We start from the raw sequence: 24123 nt of genomic DNA, 5'->3' as shown, positions 1-24123 counted from the left end.
AGTTTTCGTGAGTTGGTCCACACCGGTGGCTTTGCGCGCGCGCCACCGCTAGGGTCTTGTAGCCGGGGGCTATGGTCTGTAGCCGGGGGATTGCTGAAGTACCGCTGGTCGGGCTCAGTTCACTGCCGCACGCAGGCAGAATTGCTTTATCCCCAGGTTTGTCCACATCTGTGGATAATTGTGTGGATAACCTGCCGCAGTGGCATATTCAGCTGCATCTACTAGGGCCGACGGTGCCCGCGCCGCGGTCCGGAATCACCGGATCGCACCGCGTCCGACCGGCTTCGGTTGTACGCAGCATCACTGGATTTCACCTGGTCACAGGCTTTTTCCGACATGCGCGCAGGCCGTAGGCCCCAACAACCGGTCCGGGGAGGACGCTGCATGGACGACGAGCAGAACGTGCTGGCCACAGTGTGGCCGGAGGTGGTCGCCGAGCTCACCACCGGCTCCGCCGACGGCGCCATCCCCGCGGTCAGTCGTGCCCAGCAGGCCTGGTTGAAGTTGGTGAAACCGCTCACGGTCGCGCAGGGTTTCGCGTTGCTGTCGGTGCCGTCGTCGCTGGCGCAGGAGGCTATCGAGCGTGATCTGCGCGAGCCGATCCTGCGATCGCTGGCCCGTCGACTGGGTCCGCGGGTGGAAGGACTCGGTGTTCGCATCGCCGCGCCGAGCCCGGCCGCGGGGGAGCGGGCGGGCAATTCGCCGCGGCACGCCAGGATGACCAGCAGACCGGAGCGTCCCCGCGAACAGGTGCGCCCGCCCGCCGGGTATCCCGGCCCCGATTTCAGTGTTCCCGACTACGCCGCGCGCGGTGAGTACGGCAGGCCCCGCTACGGAGCGAACGACTACCCGGTGCAGGGCGGCGAGTACGGCAACGACTATCCCGCCACCGGCGAGTACCCCAACAGCTACGGCGGCCGCGAGTACCCCGGGCAGGGCGGCGAGTACGGCGAGCGCGCCGACAACTACTCCGGGCACCGTGAGTACCCCGCCGACGCGGAGTACCAGCAGCAACAGCCCGAGTACCAGCAGAAGCCGGAATACCAGCAGGCACCGTCGGAATACGGCCAGGCCCCCGAGTACAAACAGCCGCCCGCCGAGTACAGCCCCGGCGAGCGCAATCAGCCCACTGAATACAAGCAGCCAGGTTCCGAGTACAACCAGGCCCCGGAATACGGCCAGGCACCCGAGTACAAGCAGCCGTCGTCGGAGTACAGCCAGCCCACCGAATACCAGGGCGAGCGCACCGAGTACCAGGGCGAGCGCGCCGAGTTCAGTGGCACCGATTTCGAGCAGAACTCGGGGTACCCGGCAGCGGACTACGCCGGTGGCGAGTTCGGCGGCCGTGACTTCCGTGGCACGCGCCCCACACCCGAGTCCGCACCACGCCGGGACCAGCAGCCCGCCCCGTCGCGTCGCGAGCCTTCGGGCCAGGAGTCGCTGTTCACGCCGGAGCCGCAGCGCGCACCCACGCGCAGGCCCGCCGACGAGCCCGCCAGGGCCGAGGATTCCGACGCCGACAGCGCCGACAAGCCGTTCCCCGGTCAGCCCGGTGCGCAGCCCGCCGATGACGAGCCGGTGGTGAGCAACCGCAACAACTGGCCGACGTATTTCAACAAGTCGCCCGAGTCCGCGCCGCAGTCCTCGTCGGCCAGTCTCAATGCCAAGTACACGTTCGAGACGTTCGTGATCGGCGCGTCCAACCGGTTCGCGCACGCCGCCGCGGTGGCCATCGCGGAGGCACCCGCGCGTGCGTACAACCCCCTATTCGTTTGGGGCGCTTCGGGATTGGGCAAAACCCACCTGCTGCACGCGGCCGGTCACTACGCGCAGCGGCTGTTCCCCGGTATGCGGGTGAAGTACGTGTCCACCGAGGAATTCACCAACGACTTCATCAACAGCCTGCGCGACGACCGCAAGGTCGCGTTCAAGCGCCGTTACCGCGAGACCGACATCTTGCTGGTGGACGACATCCAGTTCATCGAGGGCAAGGAAGGCATCCAGGAGGAGTTCTTCCACACCTTCAACACCCTGCACAACGCGAACAAGCAGATCGTGGTGTCGTCGGATCGCCCGCCCAAGCAGCTGGCCACGCTGGAAGAACGACTACGCACGCGCTTCGAGTGGGGCCTGATCACCGACGTGCAGCCGCCGGAGCTCGAGACCCGCATCGCGATCCTGCGCAAGAAGGCGCGCATGGATCGACTCGACGTGCCGCACGACGTGCTCGAGCTGATCGCCAGCCGGGTGGAGCGCAACATCCGCGAGCTGGAGGGCGCGCTGATCCGAGTGACGGCGTTCGCCTCGCTCAACGGTCAACCGCTTGACCTCTCGCTGGCGGAGGTGGTGTTGCGCGATCTCATGCCCGATACGGCGGCGCTGGAGATCAACGCGGCGACGATCATGGCCGTGACCGCCGAGTACTTCAACACCACCCTGGAAGAGCTGACCGGGCCCGGCAAGGCGCGGCCACTGGCGCAGGCACGGCAGATCGCCATGTACCTGTGCCGTGAGCTGACGGATCTGTCGCTGCCCAAGATCGGGCAGGCGTTCGGCCGCGACCACACCACGGTGATGTACGCGGAGAAAAAAGTGCGCAAGGAGATGACCGAGCGCCGCCGCGTGTACGACCAGGTCCAAGAACTCACAGCTCGAATCAAACAGCGCTCCCGCTGATTTCATCCACAACCCGAACACCGCCCTGACCTGGGGCGGTGTTCTTTTTTGCCCTGTGGAGTTCCTGTGGAATCCTCGAGGAATCCACAGGGTTACCAACAGGGTTACCAACAGGTCGGTGCACAGGGTGTTGGCCGAGCCTGGGGAGCGTTCATGCACAGGCAGTTGTCCACAGTTTCCACAGGACGATCTACTAACAGCTGTGCACTAGGTGTGACCTGCGACATCGCCGAATCGGGCCTGTGGATTCCTCGAGGAATTCCTGTGGACTCCTCGAGGAATCAACAACGTTGTCACCAGGGTGGCCTCGGCTGTGAACAACTGGGTGAATCTGGTGGAACAACTCGAGGACAACTCGAGGATGGATTGTGGACAACTTCGGGTCTCCACAGGCGCCGCGGATTCATCCTCGAGTCACCCCCAGGCCATCCCCAGGCCGCCATGCCGTCTGACCTGCGAAAACGGCCGGAATCCACAGATTCCACAGTGCCTACTATTACTTCGGTTCTCCTTCTAGAGAGAACTCTTTTAAAACAGGCTGTGTGGAAACTCGGTTGGGGACAGTCCAGCCGGGCGGTCGTCCACTCACAGGCAGGCAAGGAGGAACGGGGATGGGGACGTAGGTGCGAAACCACCGGGAGGGTCGATGCGGAGATCGCGGATCACCCAGGTACGGTCTGGTTGTCGGTTGGTTGTGCCAGACTCGGGGCGCGGCCGACACAGCAGCTGGACTTCGCTGACACACCCCCGCACACGGATTCGAAACTCGGAGAGGACAATCGGGCGATGGAGCTTGCGAGCATGAAGTTTCGGGTCGCCCGAGAGGACTTCGCCGAATCAGTGGCCTGGGTGGCGCGCAGTCTCCCGTCCCGGCCCGCGGTACCGGTTCTGGGCGGTGTCCTGCTGGTGGCCGACGAGAACGGGCTGACGGTCTCCGGGTTCGACTACGAGGTCTCCGCGCAGATGCGCGTCGCGGCCGAGGTCGCCGGTCCCGGCCAGGTCCTGGTCTCGGGTCGCCTGCTCGCCGACATCACCAAGTCGCTGTCGAACAAGCCTGTGGATGTCTCCGTCGACGGCACTCGCGTGCTCATCGCCTGTGGCAGCGCGAAGTTCTCCCTGCCGACCATGCCGGTCGAGGACTATCCCCAGCTGCCCGAGGTACCGCAGCAGACCGGTGAACTCACCGTCGACGTGTTCGCCGAGGCCGTGGGCCAGGTCGCCGTCGCCGCCGGCCGTGACGACACCCTGCCGATGCTCACCGGCATCCGGGTGGAGATCGAGGGCAACGACGTGGTCCTCGCGGCCACCGACCGTTTCCGCCTCGCCGTGCGGCACCTGCAGTGGAATCCCACCCGCTCCGACATCGAGACCGCGGTGCTGATCCCCGCGCGCACGCTGTCCGAAGCCGCCAAGACCCTCGGTGCCGCCGAGGCGCCCGTGCAGCTGTCGCTGGGCAGTGCCGGTGGCGCAGACGGCCTGCTGGGCATCGTCAACGGTGGTCGCCGCACCACCACCCGCCTGCTCGACGCGGAGTTCCCCAAGTTCCGCCAGTTGCTGCCCAAGGAACACACCTCCATCGCCACGCTGCCCGTCGCGGTGCTGTCGGAGGCGATCAAGCGCGTGGCCCTGGTGGCCGAGCGTGGCGCCCAGGTGCGGCTGGAGTTCTCCACAGACGGCGTGCTGCTGTCCGCGGGTGGCGACGACGCGGGCCGGGCCGAGGAATGGCTCGAGGCCGATTTCCGTGGCGAACCGCTGACCATCGCGTTCAACCCCGGCTACCTGACCGAGGGCCTGGCCGCGCTGCACACCGAGCGGGTGACCTTCGGGTTCACCACCCCCAGCCGTCCCGCGGTGCTGCTGCCCGCCTCCGACGAGGAGCCCAAGGTGCTCGAGTCGGGTGCGTTCGCGGCGCTGGAGAGCCAGTACATCTACCTGTTGATGCCGGTCCGGCTGCCCGGCTGAGTCGGCTGTCGCGGCATGTTCATCCGTGAGCTGTCGGTCCGCGATTTCCGGTCGTGGGAACACGCCGACCTAGAATTATCCCCAGGGCGCACGGTGCTGTTGGGTGCCAATGGCAACGGCAAGACCAACCTCCTGGAAGCGGTCGGCTACCTGGCGACGCTGGGCTCGCACCGCGTCTCCGCCGACGCGCCACTGATCCGCATGGGCGCCACCCAGGCCCGGATCGGCGCCTCGGTGGTGAACACCGGCCGCGAACTGCGCGTGGATGTGGAGCTCAAAGCGGGCGCCGCCAACCGTGCCCAGATCAATCGCTCGCCGGTGCGTCGGTCGCGCGAGATCCTGGGGATTCTGCAGACCGTGTTGTTCGCGCCCGAGGATCTGGCGCTGGTGCGCGGCGATCCGGGGGAGCGGAGACGGTTCCTCGACGAGTTGTCCACAGCCCGCTTGCCCAGGCTCGCCGGCGTGCGCGCGGACTACGACAAGGTGTTGCGGCAACGCTCCGCCCTATTGAAAACCGCTGGGCGCCAATCCCGTTCGCGTGCGGATCTGAGCACCCTGGACGTGTGGGACGGGCACCTCGCCGACCACGCGGCAGTGCTGCTGGCCGAACGGTTACGGCTGGTCCACGACCTGTATCCCCATGTGTCCCAGTCGTATCAGTCGATCGCGCCCGAATCACGTCCTGCCGCAATCACTTACCGTTCGGGCTACCTGCCGCCGGAATTACTCGACCCGGCCAGGACGCCACAGCCCGATGATCCACAGCTGCTGCACGAGATCATGCTGCGCGAACTGGCCGCCGCCCGCAGTCGCGAACTCGACCGCGGCGTGTGTCTGGTCGGTCCGCATCGTGACGATCTGGAACTGCTATTGGGCAGCGCACCCGCCAAGGGTTTCGCCAGTCATGGGGAATCCTGGTCGTACGCGCTGGCCCTGCGACTGGCCTCGTTCGAACTGTTGCGCAGCGAAGGTTCCGAGCCGGTGCTGCTGCTCGACGACGTGTTCGCCGAACTCGACCGCCGCCGCCGCGCCGCGCTGGCGGAGGTCGCCGCGGGTGCCGAGCAGGTGTTGATCACCGCCGCGGTGGCCGAGGACGTGCCGTCGGAACTGGCCGCGAGACCGTTGCGTGTGCACACCACCGGCGAGGCCGACCGGCGCACCTCGCAGATCGTGCTCGAACCGGTCGAACAGCCCGAAGATATGCACAGCTAGCGAAAGTTATCCCCAGCCCCTGTGGAAAACCCGCAACATGCTGGACATATGCCGAAAGAAGCTGTCGGCACCCCGGCGTAGACTGCGATCCGCGCCGCACCACCCACGACACCGGAAGGCGGAAGCCCGTGCCCGAAGATCCCGCCCCGGAGTTGCGTGGCATCGATCTGGCCCGCCGCGCGCTGGAGGAGGCGCGCGCCGCGGCCAAGGCCAACGGCAAGTCCGTCGGCCAGGGCAGAGCCTCGCCGGTACGCAAATTACGCGCGGGCGGCAGACGCCGCAGCGGGTGGTCCGGCTCGGGACCCGACGCCCGCGATCCCCAACTGTTGGGTGCCCTGAGCGGCACGCTGGCAAAGAGTCGTGGCTGGTCAGGCAAGGTAGCCGAGGGGACGGTGTTCGGCAGCTGGCCCCGCGTGGTCGGCGAGGACATCGCCTCGCACGCCACCCCGGTGACCCTGGAAGACGGGGTTCTCAAGATCGCCGCCGAGTCCACCGCATGGGCCACTCAGCTGCGCATGTTGCAGAGCCAGATCCTGGCCAAGATCGCCGCCGCGGTCGGTCACGGCGTGGTCACCTCGCTGCGGATCACCGGCCCCGCGGCACCGAGTTGGCGCAAGGGCGATCGCCACGTCAAGGGCCGTGGACCGCGCGATACCTACGGGTAGCCGCGCGGTGACCGGCGCGAGATCCATTGAGCCCGCACCGCTCTCACCCCGACTTGTACACAGGCCCTGTGGATAACCCCCGTGGTGACAACTGGTCTCGCAAGAACATGGGTAACTCACCGGGAACGGGCCAACCGAACCACCATCACAAGTCTGGCCGCCAACGCAGAGTTCCCCGCGCCTAGATCCGACCAAGAGGCGCGGAGTAGCGGACAGGGCGCAAAACTCCCGCAGTCAGACGAGTTCTCGCATTACCGGGGAAGCTAGGGGTGTCGTAGGTGCACTGTAAGTTGGGCTTACCAGTAGGATGGTGACGTAACCAGCGGCGAACCTTCGGCGCGTGCTGTGCAGTCCGTGATATCTGATGGCTCCGATCGAGCCGTGCGCGTGCTGCCCAGGTCGCTGCGCCAGGGATCAGCAAGTAAGGAGAGCTACCGACAAGTGGCTGCCAACGACTCCAACGCATCGGGCAAAGATTCAGGCTACGGTGCCTCTTCCATCACGGTCCTCGAGGGTCTCGAGGCGGTGCGCAAGCGCCCTGGCATGTACATCGGCTCCACCGGCGAGCGCGGTCTGCACCACCTCATCTGGGAGGTTGTGGACAACTCGGTCGACGAGGCGATGGCCGGCTACGCCAGCAAGGTCGAGGTGACCCTGCTCGCCGACGGCGGCGTCGAGGTGATCGACGACGGCCGTGGCATCCCGGTCGCGATGCACGCCCAGGGCGTGCCCACGATCGAGGTCGTCATGACCCAGCTGCACGCGGGCGGCAAGTTCGACTCCGATTCCTACGCGGTGTCGGGTGGTCTGCACGGTGTCGGTATCTCGGTGGTGAACGCGCTGTCGACCAAGGTCGAGGTCGAGGTCAACACCGACGGCTACCACTGGAGCCAGACCTACAAGGACGCCAAGCCGGGCAAGTTGGTGCAGGGCGAGCCGACCTCGGCCACCGGCACCACGGTCCGTTTCTGGGCCGATCCGGAGATCTTCGAGACCACGCACTACAACTTCGAGACCGTGGCGCGGCGCCTGCAGGAGATGGCCTTCCTGAACAAGGGCCTGACCATCAAGCTCACCGACGAGCGGGTCAGCGACGGTGAGGTCATCGACGAGGTGGTCAGTGAGACCGCCGAGGCGCCCAAGGATGCCGAGGTCGTGGCCGCGGAAGCGGTCGAGCACAAGGTGAAGACCCGCACCTATCACTACCCGGGCGGCCTGGTGGACTTCGTGCGCCACATCAACCGCACCAAGTCGGCCATCCACAACTCGGTCGTCGGGTACACCGTGAAGGGCACCGGCCACGAGCTCGAGGTCGCGATGCAGTGGAACTCGGGCTATTCCGAGTCCGTGCACACCTTCGCCAACACGATCAACACCCATGAGGGCGGCACCCACGAAGAGGGCTTCCGCGCGGCGCTGACCACGGTGGTCAACAAGTACGCCAAGGAGAAGAAGCTCCTCAAGGAGAAAGACGGCAACCTCACCGGTGACGACATCCGCGAGGGCCTGGCCGCCATCGTCAGCGTCAAGGTCGGCGAGCCGCAGTTCGAGGGCCAGACCAAGACCAAGCTGGGCAACACCGAGGTGAAGTCGTTCGTGCAGCGTGCCTGCAACGAGCATTTGCAGCACTGGTTCGAGGCCAACCCCGCCGATGCGAAGACCATCGTGCAGAAGGCGGTGTCCTCGGCGCAGGCCCGCATGGCCGCGCGTAAGGCGCGTGAGCTGGTGCGTCGCAAGTCGGCCACCGATCTGGGCGGGCTGCCGGGCAAGCTGGCGGATTGCCGTTCCAAGGATCCGGCCAAGTGCGAGATCTACATCGTGGAGGGCGACTCCGCCGGTGGTTCGGCCAAGTCCGGCCGAGACTCGATGTACCAGGCGATTCTTCCGCTGCGCGGCAAGATCATCAATGTCGAGAAGGCCCGGATCGACCGTGTCCTCAAGAACAACGAGGTCCAGTCGATCATCACCGCGTTCGGCACCGGCATCCATGACGAGTTCGATCTGGCCAAGCTGCGCTACGGCAAGATCATTCTGATGGCCGACGCCGACGTGGACGGTCAGCACATCGCGACGCTGCTGCTCACGCTGCTGTTCCGGTTCATGCGTCCGCTGGTGGAGCACGGTCACGTGTTCCTGGCCGCGCCGCCGCTGTACAAGCTCAAGTGGATGCGTTCGGAGCCGGAGTTCGCCTACTCCGACCGTGAGCGTGACTCGATGATCGAGGCGGGCCTGGCAGCAGGCAAGAAGATCAACAAGGACGACGGCGTCCAGCGCTACAAGGGTCTGGGCGAGATGAACGCCAAGGAGCTGTGGGAAACCACCATGGACCCGGCGGTGCGGGTGCTTCGTCAGGTGACGCTCGATGACGCCGCGGCGGCCGACGAGCTGTTCTCGGTGCTGATGGGCGAAGACGTGGAGGCACGTCGCAGCTTCATCACCCGCAATGCCAAGGACGTCCGCTTCCTCGATGTGTAAGCAGCGCAGCGCTTTCCAGCGCGCCCGCGAGCACGTCGGCCCCTCGAAGGAGATTTGATGACTGAGACCACGCTGCCGCCCACCGGCGGTGCGGGCGACCGGGTCGAACCGGTCGACATCCAGACCGAAATGCAGAACAGCTACATCGATTACGCGATGAGCGTGATCGTTGGCCGCGCGCTGCCCGACGTGCGCGACGGCCTCAAGCCCGTGCACCGGCGCGTGCTGTACGCGATGTACGACAACGGCTACCGCCCCGATCGCGGCTATGTGAAGTCCGCGCGTCCGGTCGCGGAGACCATGGGTAACTACCACCCGCACGGCGACTCGTCGATCTACGACACCCTCGTGCGCATGGCCCAGCCGTGGTCGCTGCGCTACCCGCTGGTCGACGGCCAGGGCAACTTCGGTTCCCGCGGCAACGACGGTGCGGCCGCCATGCGATACACCGAGTGCCGTCTGACGCCGCTGGCGATGGAGATGCTGCGCGATATCGACCAGGAGACGGTCGATTTCGTGCCCAACTACGACGGTCGCTCGCAGGAGCCGACCGTGCTGCCCGCGCGGGTGCCCGCCCTGTTGATGAACGGGTCCAACGGCATCGCGGTCGGCATGGCCACCAACATTCCGCCGCACAACCTCAACGAGCTCGCCGACGCCATCTACTGGGCGTTGGAGAACTACGAGGCCGACGAGGAATCCACCCTCGCCGCGTGCATGGAACGGGTCAAGGGCCCCGACTTCCCCACGCACGGTCTGATCGTGGGCGGTCAGGGCATTCACGATGCCTACACCACCGGTCGCGGTTCGATTCGGATGCGCGGTGTGGTCGAGATCGAGGAAGACGCGCGTGGCCGCACCACGATCGTCATCACCGAGCTGCCGTACCAGGTCAACACCGACAACTTCGTCAACTCCATCGCCGAGCAGGTCAAGGACGCGAAGATCGCGGGTATCTCCGATATCCACGACGAGTCCTCGGACCGTGTCGGCATGCGCATCGTGGTCACGGTCAAGCGTGACGCGGTGGCGAAGGTGGTGCTGAACAACCTCTACAAGCACACCCAGCTGCAGACCAGCTTCGGCGCGAACATGCTGTCGATCGTCGACGGTGTTCCGCGCACGCTGCGCCTTGACCAGATGATTCGCTACTACGTGAATCACGAGCTCGAGGTCATCGTCCGGCGCACCCGGTACCTGCTGCGCAAGGCCGAGGAGCGGGCTCATATCCTGCGCGGCCTGGTCAAGGCGTTGGACATGCTCGACGAGGTCATCGCGCTGATCCGGCGCGCGGCCAACACCGACACCGCGCGCACCGGCCTGATGCAGCTGCTCGAGATCGACGAGATCCAGTCCACCGCGATCTTGGACATGCAGCTGCGTCGCCTGTCGGCGTTGGAGCGGCAGAAGATCGTCGACGATCTGGCCAAGATCGAGATCGAGATCGCCGACTACAAGGACATTCTCGACAAGCCCGAGCGTCAGCGCGCGATCGTGCGTGACGAGCTGGCCGAGATCGTGGAGAAGTACGGCGACGACCGTCGTACCCGGATCATCGCCGCCGACGGTGACGTCAACGACGAGGATCTGATCGCCCGCGAGGACGTGGTCGTCACGATCACCGAGACCGGCTACGCCAAGCGCACCAAGACCGATCTGTACCGGTCGCAGAAGCGTGGCGGCAAGGGTGTGATGGGCGCCGGCCTGAAGCAGGACGACATCGTCAAGCACTTCTTCATCTCGTCCACCCACGACTGGCTGCTGTTCTTCACCAACAAGGGTCGCGTCTACCGGGCCAAGGCGTACGAGCTGCCCGAGGCCAACCGGACCGCGCGCGGCCAGCACGTGGCCAACCTGCTCGCGTTCCAGCCGGACGAGAAGATCGCCCAGATCATCCAGCTCAAGACCTACGAGGACGCCCCGTACCTGGTGCTGGCGACGCGCGCGGGCCTGGTGAAGAAGTCCAAGCTCACCGATTTCGACTCCAACCGGTCCGGTGGCATCGTCGCGGTGAACCTGCGCGACGACGACGAACTGGTCGGCGCGGTGCTGTGCTCGTCCGACGACGACCTGCTGCTGGTGTCGGCGCACGGCCAGTCGATCCGCTTCGCCGCCACCGACGAGGCGCTGCGTCCGATGGGCCGCGCCACCTCCGGTGTGCAGGGCATGCGGTTCAACACCGACGACCAACTGTTGTCGCTGAATGTGGTTCGCCCGGAGACGTACTTGCTTGTGGCCACCGCAGGTGGGTACGCCAAACGTACGGCGATCGAGGAGTACACCGCGCAGGGTCGTGGCGGAAAAGGCGTATTGACAATCCAGTACGACCCGAAACGTGGCAGCCTGGTGGGTGCGCTCATCGTCGACGACGAGGACGAGCTGTACGCGATCACTTCCAGTGGTGGTGTCATCCGCACCGCAGCCAAGCAGGTTCGTAAAGCCGGACGCCAGACCAAGGGCGTGCGATTGATGAACCTCGCGGATGGCGATACCTTGCTAGCGATCGCGCGCAACGCCGACGAGCCCGATCCCGATCAGCTCACCGGCGACGTGGCTTCGGAGTAGTAACACCAAACAGCGGCGGCAACGAACGGATCTGAGGATTCCCTTGACCACACCGAATCAGTCGAACGACGATCGGAACCAGACCAACGGCGTCACCGAGCGGATCGCCACGTCTGGAATCCAGCCGCGACCGATACCGAGGCCCGACGGCCAGGGCGGTCCGGCGAAGGGCTCGGCGCCGGAAACCGGTGCGGCCGGGGCCGATTCGTTCGACGGTAAGGGCAGCAAATCGTCGCCCTACCAGGACGGGTGGGCTCAGCTTCCGCAGCGTGAACCGCAGTCGAACCTGTACCGGCCCGGCGAATCGCCGAGTCAGGGCAAGCCGGCTGCCGGTGCTTCGGGTGCCGGGTCGTCTTCGGGCGGCCTGAAGGGCGGCGGCGCGTCCAATGCCCGCACCACCGCGGACTTGGCGGCCAAGGCGGCGCGCAAGGAAGCGGCGATGGTGAAGTCCGTCGGTATCGACGGGCCGACCCGTTCCATCGCGCGTCCGGAACTGGTCAAGGACATGCCCGACCTGTCCGACGTGCGCCACCCGGCTCCCGAAGCGCCGGTGGCGCCTCCGGGGCTGCCGATGGCGCCGACCCCGCAGCGTCCCATGGGGCCCAGTGCCCGTGCGGCCGCGGCGGGCTCGGTCTCGCCCGCGGTGCCGGTGGCCATCGCGGCGTCGGGTGAGCCGTTGCGGGCCACGGTGCAGATCCGCCGGATCGACCCGTGGTCGACCCTGAAGATCACCCTGGTGATCAGTGTCGCGCTGTTCTTCGTGTGGATGCTGGCCGTGGGCCTGCTCTACATCGTGCTGGCCGGCATGGGCGTGTGGGACAACCTGGACAACTCGCTGGGTGAGATGTTGAACCAGGAGGGCAGCTCGTCGAGCCTGATCGACGCGGGCACGATCTTCGGGTACGCGGGGGTGATCGGTCTGATCAATGTGGTGCTTTTCACCGCGTTGGCCACGGTCGGCGTGTTCATCTACAACCAGTGCTGCGATCTGGTCGGCGGCATCCAGGTAACCCTGGCCGATCCGGACTAGAAGTCAGTGTTCGACCACGGCCGGTCGGGCTCGGGAAACCGGGTCTGACCGGCCGTTTTGGTTATCGGTAGCTCGGTAAGGTAACCTCGTTTCTCGTTGCGGTTCACTGCTCACGCAGGGGATCGACAATGAGTTCGGGCCTATAGCTCAGGCGGTTAGAGCGCTTCGCTGATAACGAAGAGGTCGGAGGTTCAAGTCCTCCTAGGCCCACTCCCGAACAGCACAGTAGGGTGGGAATCATGAAGATTGTCCTCATGGTCGGTGTTGTGATCGCCGTTCTGATCGGCGTCAACAAATTCCGTCAGCGCGATGACGCGGACCTCTGGCGTGAGGTCACCACCCGCTGATTTCGGTTTATGCCAACTGGTCATTTGACCAGTAAGGGGCCTTAGCTCAATTGGCAGAGCACTGCCTTTGCAAGGCAGGGGTTAGGGGTTCGATTCCCCTAGGCTCCACATCTGTGAATGCTGTAAATCCTTCGGGCTTCGATTTTCTCCTCACTGCCACCCCCGCCGACACTGTTTCGGTTGATTTCGCGGCTGCGTGGGCAACTCACCGCGAACGGTCCGCCGGATTCGCGCATTCCATCGACCGGGCCGCTATCGCCGGATTCGACAGTGCCGGAACAGGTCTGGCTTTCCTCGGCGGTTATCAAGAAGCGCTGCACGCGCTGGTTCCTTCGCTGGATCCCGCTGAACTGTCGTCGATGTGCGCGACCGAGGCCGCTGGTGCGCGACCGTCGACGATGACCACCACAGTCGACGACGACGGCATCGTGCACGGAACGAAGTCCTTCGCCACGCTCGGAACGTTCGCTGACCGCTTTCTGGTGATCGCGCGAGCCGGTACTTCCGAGGGCGGTCGGCCGGTGCTGCGAGCGGTGTTGGTGCCCGCCGGGGCGGCTACCTCGGTGACACCGCTGCCCGCGTTGCCGTTCGCACCCGAAATCCCGCACGCCACAGTCACTTTCGATAATGCTTGTGGCGAAGTACTGCCCGATGACGGCTACACGGACTATCTCAAGCCGTTTCGCACGGTCGAGGACCTGCATGTGGTGGCCGCTGTGCTCGGTCAGCTGGTGCGGGTTGCCCGGCTAGCGCAATGGCCGGCGGAGCCCGTAGAACAGCTGCTGGCGCTGTTTGCGGCGGTGCGTGGGGTGGCGGCGCAGGATCCGGCGTCGGCGGGGGCGCATATCGCGCTCGGCGGGGTTTTCGAGCAGTTGACGCGGGTGCGGCAGGAGATACAGCCGTGGTGGCCGCAGGTCGACGCACACACCAGGGACCGGTGGGAGCGGGACGCGCCGCTGCTCGGGGTGGCGGGGAAGGTGCGAGCGTTGCGGCTGGCGACGGCGTGGCGCACGGTGGCCGAACTGCGGTGATTTCTGTGGGCCGATCCCGGCGATAATTCCCGATAGCCGGGTAATCGCCGGGCCGCGGCCCGACCGGTGACGCTGCGGCTTCGGTGCGCGGTGGTTGATCCACCGAACTGCGACCTTGCCGGAAAATGGGGAGCGGGCCTCGGCGAAGGGGGGGAGTTAGCCGAGGCCCGCGTAGGGTCGGCCCGGGGGGGAGGGGCCGACCTGAACGATCCTACGCGATATGAGCGGAATTCGGGTACGCGCATCGGGTGAGTTCGACGAGATTTTTCGGCGATGGTGGCGCGTGTCGGCGCAGGCAGGGGGCCGCGCGCCCGTTTTGAACTGATGCGAAGTACTGGTCAGCTGCCCGAATATCGTCGAAAGATGCTGGTACACACGGTTTTACGGGAGAATGCCGGCGAACGTGTTCTCGTGGCGACAGTGGCGAGGTCACCAGGAAAAGGTGGTCTTGTTCGTGGCGAGAGCCAGAAAATCAGTCCGATTCGCCGCGTGTCGCGACGTTCGGCATGTCGAACAGTTGTGTACACCCGGCCCGTGGGGCCCGCCGAAATTGGGGATGCGACTTGTCAGTGGGTAGGGCAATACTGGGTCCGAAGGGTTCGCCACCTACGACTTCAGGAGAATCATGCCCGACGCAATTGTCGCCGAGGGGCTGGTCAAACGGTATGGGAAGCTCGTCGCCCTGGACGGGCTCGACCTGACCGTGCCGGAAGGTACCGTCACCGCGCTGCTCGGCCCCAACGGCGCGGGCAAGACCACCACCGTTCGCGTCCTCACCACCTTGCTGATCCCCGACGAGGGCACCGCCACCGTCGCGGGCATCGACGTATTGAAAGATCCACAGGCCCTGCGCTCCCGCATCGGCGCGTCCGGCCAGTACTCCGCGGTGGACGAGTACCTCACCGGCTTCGAGAACCTCGAAATGGTGGGCAGGCTCTACCATCTGGGCACCCAGCGCAGTAAGGAACGCGCGCGCGAACTGCTCGACCGCTTCCGGCTCAGCGACGCCGCCGACCGGCCGGTGAAGGGCTATTCCGGCGGTATGCGTCGGCGGCTCGATCTCGCGGGCGCGCTGGTGGCCAATCCGCCGGTGCTGTTCCTCGACGAGCCGACCACCGGGCTGGATCCCCGTGCGCGCCTCGACCTTTGGGACGTCATCGAGGAACTGGTCGCCGGCGGTACCACGCTGCTGCTCACCACGCAGTACATGGACGAAGCCGACCGCCTCGCCGATTCCATCGCGGTGATCGACCACGGCAAGGTGATCGCGCGCGGCACCGCAGACGAACTCAAGGCACTGGTCGGCGGCGACCGCATCGAACTCACCGTGGGTTCGGTGGATCAGCTGGCCGCTGCCAAGCAGGTGCTCGGCGGAATGGCCGACGGGGAGATCCACGTGGAACCCGGCTTACGCAAGCTCACGGTGCCGGTGTCGGACGGGTCGCAGGACCTGGTCGCCGCGATCGGCAGGCTCACCGAACACAAGATCCAGATCAGCGATGTCGCCCTCCGCAGACCCTCGCTCGACGACGTCTTCCTGACGCTCACCGGGCACGAAGCCGAAGAACTCGTCAACGGTGAGGCGCAGACCGTGGGCGCCGGGGAAGGAAAGAACCGATGACCGTCACCGTGGACAAGCATGGGGTGGAACAACTTCCGCTCGCGCAGCGACTGTCGATGGTCGTCAGCGACAGCATCACCATCGCCAAACGCAATGTCATCAAGATCAAGCGCGTGCCCGACGTGCTGATCTTCACGACCATGTCGCCGATCATGTTCGTGCTCATGTTCGCGTACGTGTTCGGCTCCGCGATCAAGGTCCCCGGCATGGAAGGCGGCTACCGCGAGTTCCTGATCGCGGGCATCTTCGTGCAGACCGTGGTGTTCGGCGCCTCGTTCACCGGCGCGGGCCTGGCCGAGGACATGCAGAAGGGCATCATCGACCGATTCCGCTCGCTGCCGATGGCGCCGTCGGCGGTGCTGGTGGGCCGCACGATCAGCGACGTGGTGATCAATGTCGTCAGCCTGGTGGTGATGTCGCTGACCGGTCTGATCGTGGGCTGGCGCATCCGCGGGTCGTTCCTGGACGCGGTGCTGGCCTACGCGCTGATGCTGCTGTTCGCCTACGCGCTGTCGTGGATGATGGCCGTGGTCGGGCTGCTCGTGCGGGCACCGGAGGTGTTCAACAACGCCAGTTTCATGGTGATCTTCCCGCTGACGTTCCTGTCCAACGCGTTCGTGCCGATCGACGATCTGCCCACGCCGCTGCGCATCTTCGCCGAATGGAACCCGATGTCCGCGGTCACCGAGGCGGTGCGCGAACTGTTCGGCAACACCAGTCCGCTCGCGCCCGCGTCACAGGCGTGGACGATGCAGCATCCGGTGGCGACCTCGCTGATCTGGATCGTGGTCATCCTGATCATCTTCGTGCCGCTGGCTCAGATCCAGTACAAGAAGTCGGTCGCCCGCTGACGCGGAACTAGTGCGCCGAGCCGTTGCGTGAATAACCCAAGCGCGGCGGCTCGGCGGCCGGTTCGGGCAGTTGTGGGCGCTTGGCGCGGGCCAGGTAGGCCACGGCACCGGCCCCGGCGAGTGCGAGCGACGCGAGCAGCGGATTACGAAGCTTCATTCCACCACTGTGGCACAGCCGGATTCGGCGCGCCGCGTGGCACCATAACTGCGTGACCTCACCCAACCAGACGGCCGTGGCGACTCTGCACACCAACCACGGCGATATCAGGATCGCGCTTTTCGGCAACCACGCCCCGAAAACGGTGCGCAACTTCGTCGGCCTCGCCGACGGCAGCGCGCCGTACTCCACCGTCAACGCCGGTGGCACGGAAGCGGGCCCGTTCTACGACGGCGCCGTCTTCCATCGGGTCATCCCGGGGTTCATGATCCAGGGTGGCGACCCGACGGGGACCGGCCGTGGTGGGCCGGGCTTCGAGTTCGCCGACGAACTCCACCCGGACCTGCGTTTCGACCGCGGCTACCTGCTCGCGATGGCCAATGCGGGCGCGGGCACCGCCACCAATGGTTCGCAGTTCTTCATCACCGTCGGCGCGCAGCCGCACCTCAATCGCAAGCACTCGATCTTCGGCGAGGTGGTCGACCCGGATTCGCGCAAGGTCGTCGACGCGATCGCCTCGGTGAAGACCGACCGCAACGATCGCCCGGCTGAGCCCGTGATCATCTCGGCCGTGACGATCGACTAGTCACACACTGTCACTGGCACAAAAAAGAGCTCCCCGTCGCGATCTTCTGCGGCGGGGAGCTCTTTGCTTCACGTGAAACAACGTCAGTCGGAAGTCACCGAGGCGAAGCCGTTCACTACAAGTGCGTCGTAGACGTCGTGGGGGTTGGTGCCCAGGTCCCAGCGGCCGAAGATCAGGAGGCGTTCGGCGTCGTTGTGGCGGACGTCGATCTCGAGCATCGCGGATTTACGTCCGATGCGGCGGTAGGACACCATGCGGATCCGGTCGATCCGGTCCAGGGGGTAGTCCTTGGGCCCGGTGAGGGTGCCGACCACCAAGCGCGGCTTCGAGCCGGGAATCATGGTCAGTCGGGGGCGTTGACGCACCGCCAGGGCCGCCATCGCGAGGACGGCGACCGCGCCGATGCCGACCAGCAGTCGGCTCGGCCCGTCCTTGGCCAGGATTGCGGCCGCTACCAGCAGCAATCCGCCACCGGCGACCGCGAACAAACCCGCTACGGGGGTGGACCACGAGACGGGTTGTGCTTCGTTCACGCGGGTGTCCGCCCCTTTATCCTCGAGTTGTGCACAGGGTTATCCACAGGTGTGCATGAATTACACGTGTGTAATCCGGTCTGGGATCAGCGCCAGCGCATGGTCATGATCAGGCCGACGACCATCAGGCCGAAACCGATCAGGAAGTTCCAGGCGTTGAGGTCGTTCATGAAGCCGATGTGCTCTGCGGCCAGGTAATACACGATCAGCCAAATCAGGCCGGCGAGCATGAAGCCCAGCATGATCGCGACGTACCAGACCGGCGACGGCCCCACAGCTTTCACCTTCACCGGCGTGCGGCTGGCAGGGCTGGGGGAGTAGTCGGCCTTCTTGCGGACCTTGGACTTGGGCATGACGTCCTCGAATTCGGAGTACAGGTTAAATACCAGGCTATCCCACCAGGTAATGGACGCGACGACCTACTGGGCCGACAAGTACGCTCAACGCATGCGTGTATTGGTCGTCGACAACTACGACAGCTTCGTGTTCAACCTGGTGCAGTACCTCGGCCAGCTTGGGGCCGACGCCGTGGTCTGGCGCAATGACGATCCTCGCCTGGCCGATCTGGACACTCTGCTGACCGTCGGTGACGAAGGCGGGGCGTTCGACGGGGTGTTGGTGAGTCCCGGGCCCGGCAGTCCGGATCGCGCGGGTGCGAGCATTCCGCTGGTGCACGCGGCGGCGAAGCACAACAAGCCGCTGCTGGGTGTGTGCTTGGGGCATCAGGCGATCGGTGAGGCGTTCGGCGGCACCGTCGATCGGGCACCGGAACTGCTGCACGGCAAGACCAGCGACGTGTTCCATATCGGTTCCGGCGTGCTGGCCGGCCTGCCCGACCCGTTCACCGCCACCCGCTACCACTCGCTGACGGTCCTGCCCGAAACCATGCCCGAGGAACTGGTGGTCGTCGGCCACACCGAGAGCGGCATCGTGATGGCCATGCGCCACCGCACCCTGCCCATCCACGGCGTGCAATTCCACCCGGAGTCCGTGCTCACCCAGGGCGGGCACCGGATGCTGGCGAACTGGCTCGAGGTCTGCGGTGAACGTCCCGCGGAAGGTCTCGTGTGTGCGCTCGAGGCGGAGGTCGCCGCGCTGGTGACCAAGTGAGAGTCTTGCTCTCGGTCGCGGCCAGTCTCGACGGGTACATCGATGACACGAGCGCGCAGCGTCTGCTCCTGTCGAATGCCGAAGACTTCGATCGGGTCGATCAGATCCGGGCCGAATCCGACGCGATCCTGATCGGTGCGCAGACGTTGCGCACCGACAACCCCCGGCTGCTGGTGAACAGTGCGCAGCGCCGGGCCGCGCGGGTAGCGCAGGGCAAGCCGGAATATCCGGTGAAGGTGACCGTCACCGATTCCGGCGATCTCGATCCACACCTGAACTTCTGGCACACCGGCGGCGACAAACTCGTCTACACCTCGAACCGGGGCGCGGCGAAGCTGGGCAACCGACTCGACGGACTCGCCGAGGTGATCAGCCTCGGCGAGCGTCTGGAACTCCCCAGGCTGGTCGAAGACCTCGGCACCAGAGATATCCACAGGCTCATGGTCGAAGGCGGCACCGGTATGCACACCGGATTCCTCGCCGCCGACCTCGTCGACGAGATCCGGCTGGCGATCGCCCCGATCCTGGTCGGCGATCCGGCCGCTCCCCGCTTCGTCGGACCCGCCCAGTTCCCCGGTGGCGTAGGTCGCAGACTGCACCTGGCGGGTGTGGAGAAACTTGGGGATATCGCTGTGATGAACTACCTGGTCAACCCCGGTACACACCCCGACAACTAACTGGTACCGCGAACAACTTCCCTGCACTGACCTGGGAAAATATAGCTGTTCACAGTTCGCGGACAACTTTTCTCCACACGTGAACATGACCAATTCCACATCACGCCAGGGTTGTGGATAACTTCGAACCGGAGGGACTGCCCGTGAGCCGAGAAGACACCGATCACCGGTTCATGCACAGGGCGATAGAACTGGCCCGACAGTGTCCCCCCAGCGACACCGCCTACTCGGTGGGCGCGGTCATCGTCGCCGACGGTGTGGAGATCGCGACCGGTTTCTCCCGCGAAACCGACGCGAAAGTGCACGCCGAAGAGGCGGCACTGAACAAACTCGACCCGCACGACCCCCGCCTGACCAGGGCAACGATCTACAGCACGCTCGAACCGTGCTCCACCCGCGCCACCGCGACCCGCCTACCGTGCACCGACCGCATCCTGGCCGCGGGCATCCCCACCGTGGTCATCGCCTGGCGCGAGCCGAGCTTGTTCGTGGCCGCCTGCGAGGGTGTGGACACGTTGCGCACCCACGGCGTGCGCGTGGTGGAGCTCACCGACCTGGCCGAACAGGCCATGTCGATGAACACCCACCTGGATCTGAGCTAGAGAGCTAGGGCCGCCCGTAGATCGCGGTCACGAACTCACCGAGCTGATTGTCGTCCAGGTGCCGGGCCAGATCGGCCTCGCTGATCATCCCGACCAGCCGCTTGTTCTCGATCACCGGCATCCGCTTCACCCGGTGCGATTCCATCTCGTCGAGCACGTCTTCCACATCGGCGTCGGCGCTGACCCAACGCGGCGTCGCCTCGCACAGTTCCGCCGCGGTGGTGGTGTCGGGGGACAGGCCCAGCGCGATGCACTTCACGACGATGTCGCGGTCGGTGATGATGCCGCACATGCGTTCGTCGTCGTCGGCCACCACCAGCGAACCGACCCCGAGATCGGCCATCGCGGCCGCGGCGGTCGCGACGGTGTCACCGCGGGTGATCCACTGCGCACCCGGTTTCATGATGTCCCTGGCTGTGGTCATCGGCTACTCCTGTTTCAGCAGAGCTGGATAGGGATGAAGCAGCCTCATTCTGCGCCCGCGCGACCGCGGCGCACGCGTTCGCCATGCAATCGAGACCTGGGCCGGAACCGCGTAGGTTCCGACCCAGGTCTCAGCGTGAAATCGGCCCCGCGTCAGCGAGGAATCGGCGAAGCGCCCACGTGCAGCACGACATTGCCGCTGATCGTCACCGACGACCCGGCCGCGGGATTCTGCCCGACGACTTTGCCCGAGGCATTGCCGTCCAACGTGATCACCGTGGTCTGACTGAGCTGACCCGTCCATCCCAGCCCGCGCAGTACTTCCTGCGCCTGCACCGGCGTGAGCCCGCTCAGATCCGGGATGGTGATCCGGTCACCGGCGGAGACCTGGACCGTGATCGTGGACCCCTTCTCCGCGTTGCTGCCGCCGCCGGGGCTGGTGGCCAGCACCTGCCCCTTGGGCTGCGCGGACTTCACTTCCTGGACCTCGACCTTGAAACCGGCACCGTCGACCAGGTTCGGCTTGGCCACGGAGATGTCCTGGCCCACCACCTGCGGCACCCGGATCTCCTCGGGGCCACCGCCGATGGTGACGATGATCAGCCGGTCGATGTCGACCTTGATGCCCGCGCTGGGTTCCTGCGCGATCACCTTGTCGATGTCGGCGGTGCTGGACGGCTGGCGCACCACGTTCGGATCCATCTGCAGTCCGATGGCGTTGAGCTGCCGTTCGGCGTCGGCCCGGTTCATCCCGATCAGCCGCGGCAGCTGCACCTGGGTGGGTCCGGTCGAGACCTGCACGGTCACGGTGCTGCCCTCGTCGATGCGCGAACCGCCCAGCGGCTGGGTCGCGATCACATTGCCCTGCGCCACTTTCGCGTCGGGTTTCTCCTGCACGAACACATGGAAACCGGCGCGCACGAGTTCGCCCTGAGCCTCTTGCGAGCTCTTGCCCGACAGGTCGGGAACGGCCACCTGATCGGCTTTGCTGCCGGGGCCGACCAGCACCCAGAACAGCCCGAACGCCACGGCCAGCGCCGCCGCGACACCGAGCGCGATCAGTCCGGTGCGGTTGCGTTCTTCGCTGGGCGGGCCGATCGCGGCGTGCTCGGAGGTGTCGTCGCGCCGGTCGTGGAAGGTGCGCGGCGCGGGTTCGTCGTCGTAGTCGTAGTCGCCGCGGTCTTCATCGTTCATCACCATCGGCGCGCTGGGCCGCTGCCCGCCCAGCACCCGGATCAGGTCGGCGCGCATCTCCGCGGCCGTCTGGTACCGGTTGGCCGGGTTCTTGGCCATGGCCTTGAGGATCACCGAGTCCAGTTCGCGCGGCACGCCGGGATTGACCGACGACGGCAGCGGCGGATCTTCCTTCACGTGCTGGTAGGCGACCGCGACCGGCGAGTCACCGGTGAACGGCGGCTGCCCGGTGAGAATCTCGAACAGCACACAGCCCACCGAGTACACGTCCGAGCGCGCGTCGACGGTCTCGCCGCGCGCCTGCTCGGGCGACAGGTACTGGGCGGTGCCGATCACCGCGGACGTCTGGGTCATCGGGTTGGCGCTGTCGGCGATCGCGCGGGCGATGCCGAAGTCCATCACCTTCACCGCACCGGCGCGGTTGATCATGATGTTGGCGGGTTTCATGTCGCGGTGCACGATCCCGGCCTTGTGGCTGAAATCCAGTGCCGCGCACACGTCGGCCACGACTTCCATCGCCTTGCGCGGAGCAAGGGGCCCCTTGCCGCGCACGATGTCGCGCAGGGTGTCGCCCTCGACGTATTCCATGACGATGTAGGGCAGCGGCCCGCCGTCGACGGTGGCCTCACCGGTGTCGTACACGGCCACGATCGCGGGGTGGTTCAGCGCGGCCGCGTTCTGGGCTTCACGCTTGAACCGCAGGTAGAACGTAGGATCGCGGGCCAGATCGGCCCGCAGCACCTTGATCGCCACGTCGCGCGACAGCCGCACGTCGCGCGCGCGGTGCACCTCCGACATGCCGCCGAACCCGATGATCTCGCCAAGCTCGTACCGCGAGGAGAGATTCTTCGGGGTCGTCATGGTTGTCCTATGGTCGGGCCTACGACCGTGTCGCCATTGGGAAACGGCAGGTCGAAGGTGGGCAGCCGAGGTCGACCCGCGGTGGTGGTGCCCGCGACAGGCTCGGTGGTCGTCGGCGGTTTGCTGGTGGTCTTCGGCGGCGTCGTCGGCTTGGGTTTGGTGGTGGTTTCCGGCGGCGTCGTCGTGGTCACCGGAGGTTCGGTCGTGGTGGTCGGCGGCGGCGTGGTGGTGGTCGGCCGCGGCGGTTCCGTGGTGGTCGGCGGTTCCTCGGTGGTCACGACCGGCGGCGGCACGACCTTGGTGGTGGTCACCGGCGGCGTGGTCTTGGTGGTGGTCTGCACCGTGGTGGTCGTGGGCCCCGTACCGCGGGTGGGTTCGGTGCCGAACAGCAGATACAGCACACCACCACCCAGCACCAGCGCGCCCACACCCAGCGCGATCAGCCACTTCTGGTTGTTCTTGGCGTTGTTCGCCGGGGCCGGCGCCGCGGCGGCAGCCTGCGTGGCCGGACCGCTGTAACCACCGGTCGGCGGGCCCGCGGGACCACCGGGCTGATGGCCGAAACGCATAGTGGCGCCGTCGTAGTCGGCCGCGGGGATCGCCACGGTCGGTCCGGGCGGCAGCACCCTGGTCGCACCGGTCATCGACGCACCACCGGCGCCACCGGGCAGCGGCGGCATGTGACCCGCGCGCACCGCGGCCACGGCGTCGGCGAACTCGCCGCCGCTGCTGTAGCGCTGCAGCGGGTCCTTGGCCATGGTGATGGCGATCAGTTCGTGCACGTTGGCGGGCAGGTCGTCGGGCAGCGGCGGCGGTGCGTCGCGCACATGCTTCATCGCGACCGTGATCGCGCCCTCACCGGTGAACGGACGCACGCCTGCCAGCGCTTCGTAGCCGACGATGCCCAGCGCGTACACGTCCGACGCCGCGGTGGCGTCTTCGCCGATGGCCTGCTCGGGCGCGATGTACTGGGCGGTGCCCATCACCATGCCGGTCTTGGTCACCGGCGACGCGTCCACGGCCTTGGCGATGCCGAAGTCGGTGATCTTCACCTGACCGGTCGGCGTGACCAAGATGTTGCCCGGCTTCACGTCGCGGTGCACCACGCCTGCCGCGTGCGCGACCTCGAGTGCGCGCCCGGTCTGCTCGAGCATGTCCAGACCCTGGATGACCGAGAGTCGGCCCATCCGGTTGAGCACCGCGTTGAGCGGTTCGCCCTGCACCAGTTCCATGACCAGGTACGCGGTCTCGCCGCCCGACGGGTCGGCGGTCTCGCCGTAGTCGTAGATGCCGGCGATACCGGGCGCGTTGAGCTGCGCGGTGGTGCGCGCCTCCACCCGGAAACGCGCGCGGAAGGTCGGGTCGGCGGAGAACTCGGTCTTGAGGACCTTGACCGCCACCCGGCGATCCAGCCGGGTGTCCATGGCCTCCCACACCTGACCCATACCGCCGGTGGCGATGAGCCGCTGCAGGCGGTAGCGGTCGGCGATCAAAGCACCGTTGTTCAGCATCGGGGCCCCCGTGTTGTCACTCGCACACTCATTT

At 66.2% G+C, this 24123-nt stretch carries 21 protein-coding genes and 2 tRNA genes; 17 read left to right on the top strand and 6 right to left on the bottom strand.

The window, feature by feature from the left end; translation table 11 throughout:
* The first annotated feature begins 384 nt into the window (after positions 1–384).
* The 13 genes from dnaA to ACFWU5_RS22225 all read left to right on the top strand — a co-directional run bounded on the left by dnaA (position 385) and on the right by ACFWU5_RS22225 (position 16435).
* Positions 385–2676, top strand: coding sequence for a chromosomal replication initiator protein DnaA (gene dnaA, locus ACFWU5_RS22285; RefSeq protein WP_379268578.1), 2292 nt, complete (start codon positions 385–387; stop codon positions 2674–2676).
* 786 nt (positions 2677–3462) lie between these two features.
* Positions 3463–4638, top strand: coding sequence for a DNA polymerase III subunit beta (dnaN, locus tag ACFWU5_RS22280; RefSeq protein WP_379245284.1), 1176 nt, complete (start codon positions 3463–3465; stop codon positions 4636–4638).
* A gap of 15 nt (positions 4639–4653) precedes the next feature.
* Positions 4654–5850 (top strand): DNA replication/repair protein RecF, encoded by a 1197-nt coding sequence (gene recF / locus ACFWU5_RS22275; protein ID WP_379268576.1) that lies wholly within the window; start codon positions 4654–4656, stop codon positions 5848–5850.
* A gap of 128 nt (positions 5851–5978) precedes the next feature.
* Positions 5979–6515 carry a DUF721 family protein gene (locus tag ACFWU5_RS22270; protein WP_379245280.1) on the top strand — a complete coding sequence of 179 codons (537 nt, stop codon included), beginning with the start codon at positions 5979–5981 and terminating at the stop codon, positions 6513–6515.
* 441 nt (positions 6516–6956) lie between these two features.
* A complete protein-coding gene (gene gyrB / locus ACFWU5_RS22265) occupies positions 6957–8990 on the top strand; it encodes a DNA topoisomerase (ATP-hydrolyzing) subunit B (RefSeq protein ID WP_379245278.1) in 2034 nt (677 codons plus the stop codon).
* Between the two features lie 57 nt (positions 8991–9047).
* A complete protein-coding gene (gene gyrA, locus ACFWU5_RS22260; protein WP_379245276.1) occupies positions 9048–11555 on the top strand; it encodes a DNA gyrase subunit A in 2508 nt (835 codons plus the stop codon).
* A gap of 43 nt (positions 11556–11598) precedes the next feature.
* Positions 11599–12585 (top strand): DUF3566 domain-containing protein, encoded by a 987-nt coding sequence (locus ACFWU5_RS22255; RefSeq protein ID WP_379268574.1) that lies wholly within the window; start codon positions 11599–11601, stop codon positions 12583–12585.
* 136 nt (positions 12586–12721) lie between these two features.
* A tRNA-Ile gene (locus tag ACFWU5_RS22250) sits at positions 12722–12795 on the top strand.
* Positions 12796–12824: 29 nt separating this feature from the next.
* On the top strand, positions 12825–12932 hold the full coding sequence (locus tag ACFWU5_RS22245) for a DLW-39 family protein (protein WP_379245272.1): 108 nt from the start codon (positions 12825–12827) through the stop codon (positions 12930–12932).
* 35 nt (positions 12933–12967) lie between these two features.
* Positions 12968–13040, top strand: a tRNA-Ala gene (locus ACFWU5_RS22240).
* 5 nt (positions 13041–13045) lie between these two features.
* Positions 13046–13963 carry an acyl-CoA dehydrogenase gene (locus ACFWU5_RS22235; protein WP_379268572.1) on the top strand — a complete coding sequence of 306 codons (918 nt, stop codon included), beginning with the start codon at positions 13046–13048 and terminating at the stop codon, positions 13961–13963.
* A gap of 625 nt (positions 13964–14588) precedes the next feature.
* A complete protein-coding gene (locus tag ACFWU5_RS22230; protein ID WP_379245268.1) occupies positions 14589–15584 on the top strand; it encodes an ATP-binding cassette domain-containing protein in 996 nt (331 codons plus the stop codon).
* Positions 15585–15640: 56 nt separating this feature from the next.
* Positions 15641–16435: an ABC transporter permease gene (locus ACFWU5_RS22225; RefSeq protein ID WP_379268596.1), complete on the top strand. Its 795-nt coding sequence runs from the start codon at positions 15641–15643 to the stop codon at positions 16433–16435.
* 7 nt (positions 16436–16442) lie between these two features.
* On the opposite strand, the gene ACFWU5_RS22220 is transcribed toward ACFWU5_RS22225, so the two are convergent.
* Positions 16443–16592 carry a hypothetical protein gene (locus ACFWU5_RS22220; protein ID WP_379245266.1) on the bottom strand — a complete coding sequence of 50 codons (150 nt, stop codon included), beginning with the start codon at positions 16590–16592 and terminating at the stop codon, positions 16443–16445.
* Positions 16593–16644: 52 nt separating this feature from the next.
* Between ACFWU5_RS22220 and ACFWU5_RS22215 the strand changes: the two genes are divergently transcribed.
* A complete protein-coding gene (locus tag ACFWU5_RS22215; protein WP_379245264.1) occupies positions 16645–17178 on the top strand; it encodes a peptidylprolyl isomerase in 534 nt (177 codons plus the stop codon).
* A gap of 83 nt (positions 17179–17261) precedes the next feature.
* Here the strand turns inward: ACFWU5_RS22215 and ACFWU5_RS22210 are convergent, their stop codons facing one another.
* Together ACFWU5_RS22210 and crgA are read right to left on the bottom strand one after the other, a co-directional pair.
* Positions 17262–17711 (bottom strand): PH domain-containing protein, encoded by a 450-nt coding sequence (locus ACFWU5_RS22210; RefSeq protein WP_379268571.1) that lies wholly within the window; start codon positions 17709–17711, stop codon positions 17262–17264.
* Positions 17712–17797: 86 nt separating this feature from the next.
* Positions 17798–18064 carry a cell division protein CrgA gene (gene crgA / locus ACFWU5_RS22205; protein ID WP_379245260.1) on the bottom strand — a complete coding sequence of 89 codons (267 nt, stop codon included), beginning with the start codon at positions 18062–18064 and terminating at the stop codon, positions 17798–17800.
* 94 nt (positions 18065–18158) lie between these two features.
* Here crgA and ACFWU5_RS22200 point away from each other — a divergent pair, with 94 nt between their 5' ends.
* From ACFWU5_RS22200 to ACFWU5_RS22190, 3 genes are all read left to right on the top strand, one after another.
* The gene (locus ACFWU5_RS22200) at positions 18159–18821 is read left to right on the top strand and encodes an aminodeoxychorismate/anthranilate synthase component II (RefSeq protein WP_379245258.1); all 663 of its coding nucleotides are present in this window, start codon (positions 18159–18161) and stop codon (positions 18819–18821) included.
* Positions 18818–19498 (top strand): RibD family protein, encoded by a 681-nt coding sequence (locus ACFWU5_RS22195; RefSeq protein WP_379268569.1) that lies wholly within the window; start codon positions 18818–18820, stop codon positions 19496–19498. Before ACFWU5_RS22200 ends, ACFWU5_RS22195 begins: the two co-directional genes overlap by 4 nt.
* A gap of 143 nt (positions 19499–19641) precedes the next feature.
* Complete coding sequence (locus ACFWU5_RS22190; RefSeq protein WP_379245254.1) at positions 19642–20100, top strand: deaminase; 459 nt, start codon at positions 19642–19644, stop codon at positions 20098–20100.
* A gap of 4 nt (positions 20101–20104) precedes the next feature.
* On the opposite strand, the gene ACFWU5_RS22185 is transcribed toward ACFWU5_RS22190, so the two are convergent.
* The 3 genes from ACFWU5_RS22185 to ACFWU5_RS22175 form a co-directional block, all read right to left on the bottom strand.
* On the bottom strand, positions 20105–20524 hold the full coding sequence (locus ACFWU5_RS22185) for a CBS domain-containing protein (RefSeq protein ID WP_379245252.1): 420 nt from the start codon (positions 20522–20524) through the stop codon (positions 20105–20107).
* Positions 20525–20676: 152 nt separating this feature from the next.
* Positions 20677–22578, bottom strand: coding sequence for a Stk1 family PASTA domain-containing Ser/Thr kinase (pknB, locus tag ACFWU5_RS22180; protein ID WP_379245250.1), 1902 nt, complete (start codon positions 22576–22578; stop codon positions 20677–20679).
* The gene (locus tag ACFWU5_RS22175; RefSeq protein ID WP_379268567.1) at positions 22575–24089 is read right to left on the bottom strand and encodes a protein kinase; all 1515 of its coding nucleotides are present in this window, start codon (positions 24087–24089) and stop codon (positions 22575–22577) included. The genes pknB and ACFWU5_RS22175 overlap by 4 nt, the downstream gene beginning before the upstream one ends.
* Positions 24090–24123 lie beyond the last annotated feature (34 nt).

Origin of the sequence: Nocardia sp. NPDC058640, from assembly GCF_042716995.1 — a bacterium.
GTDB lineage: Bacteria > Actinomycetota > Actinomycetes > Mycobacteriales > Mycobacteriaceae > Nocardia.
This window is presented reverse-complemented; position numbering and strand designations above follow the sequence as displayed.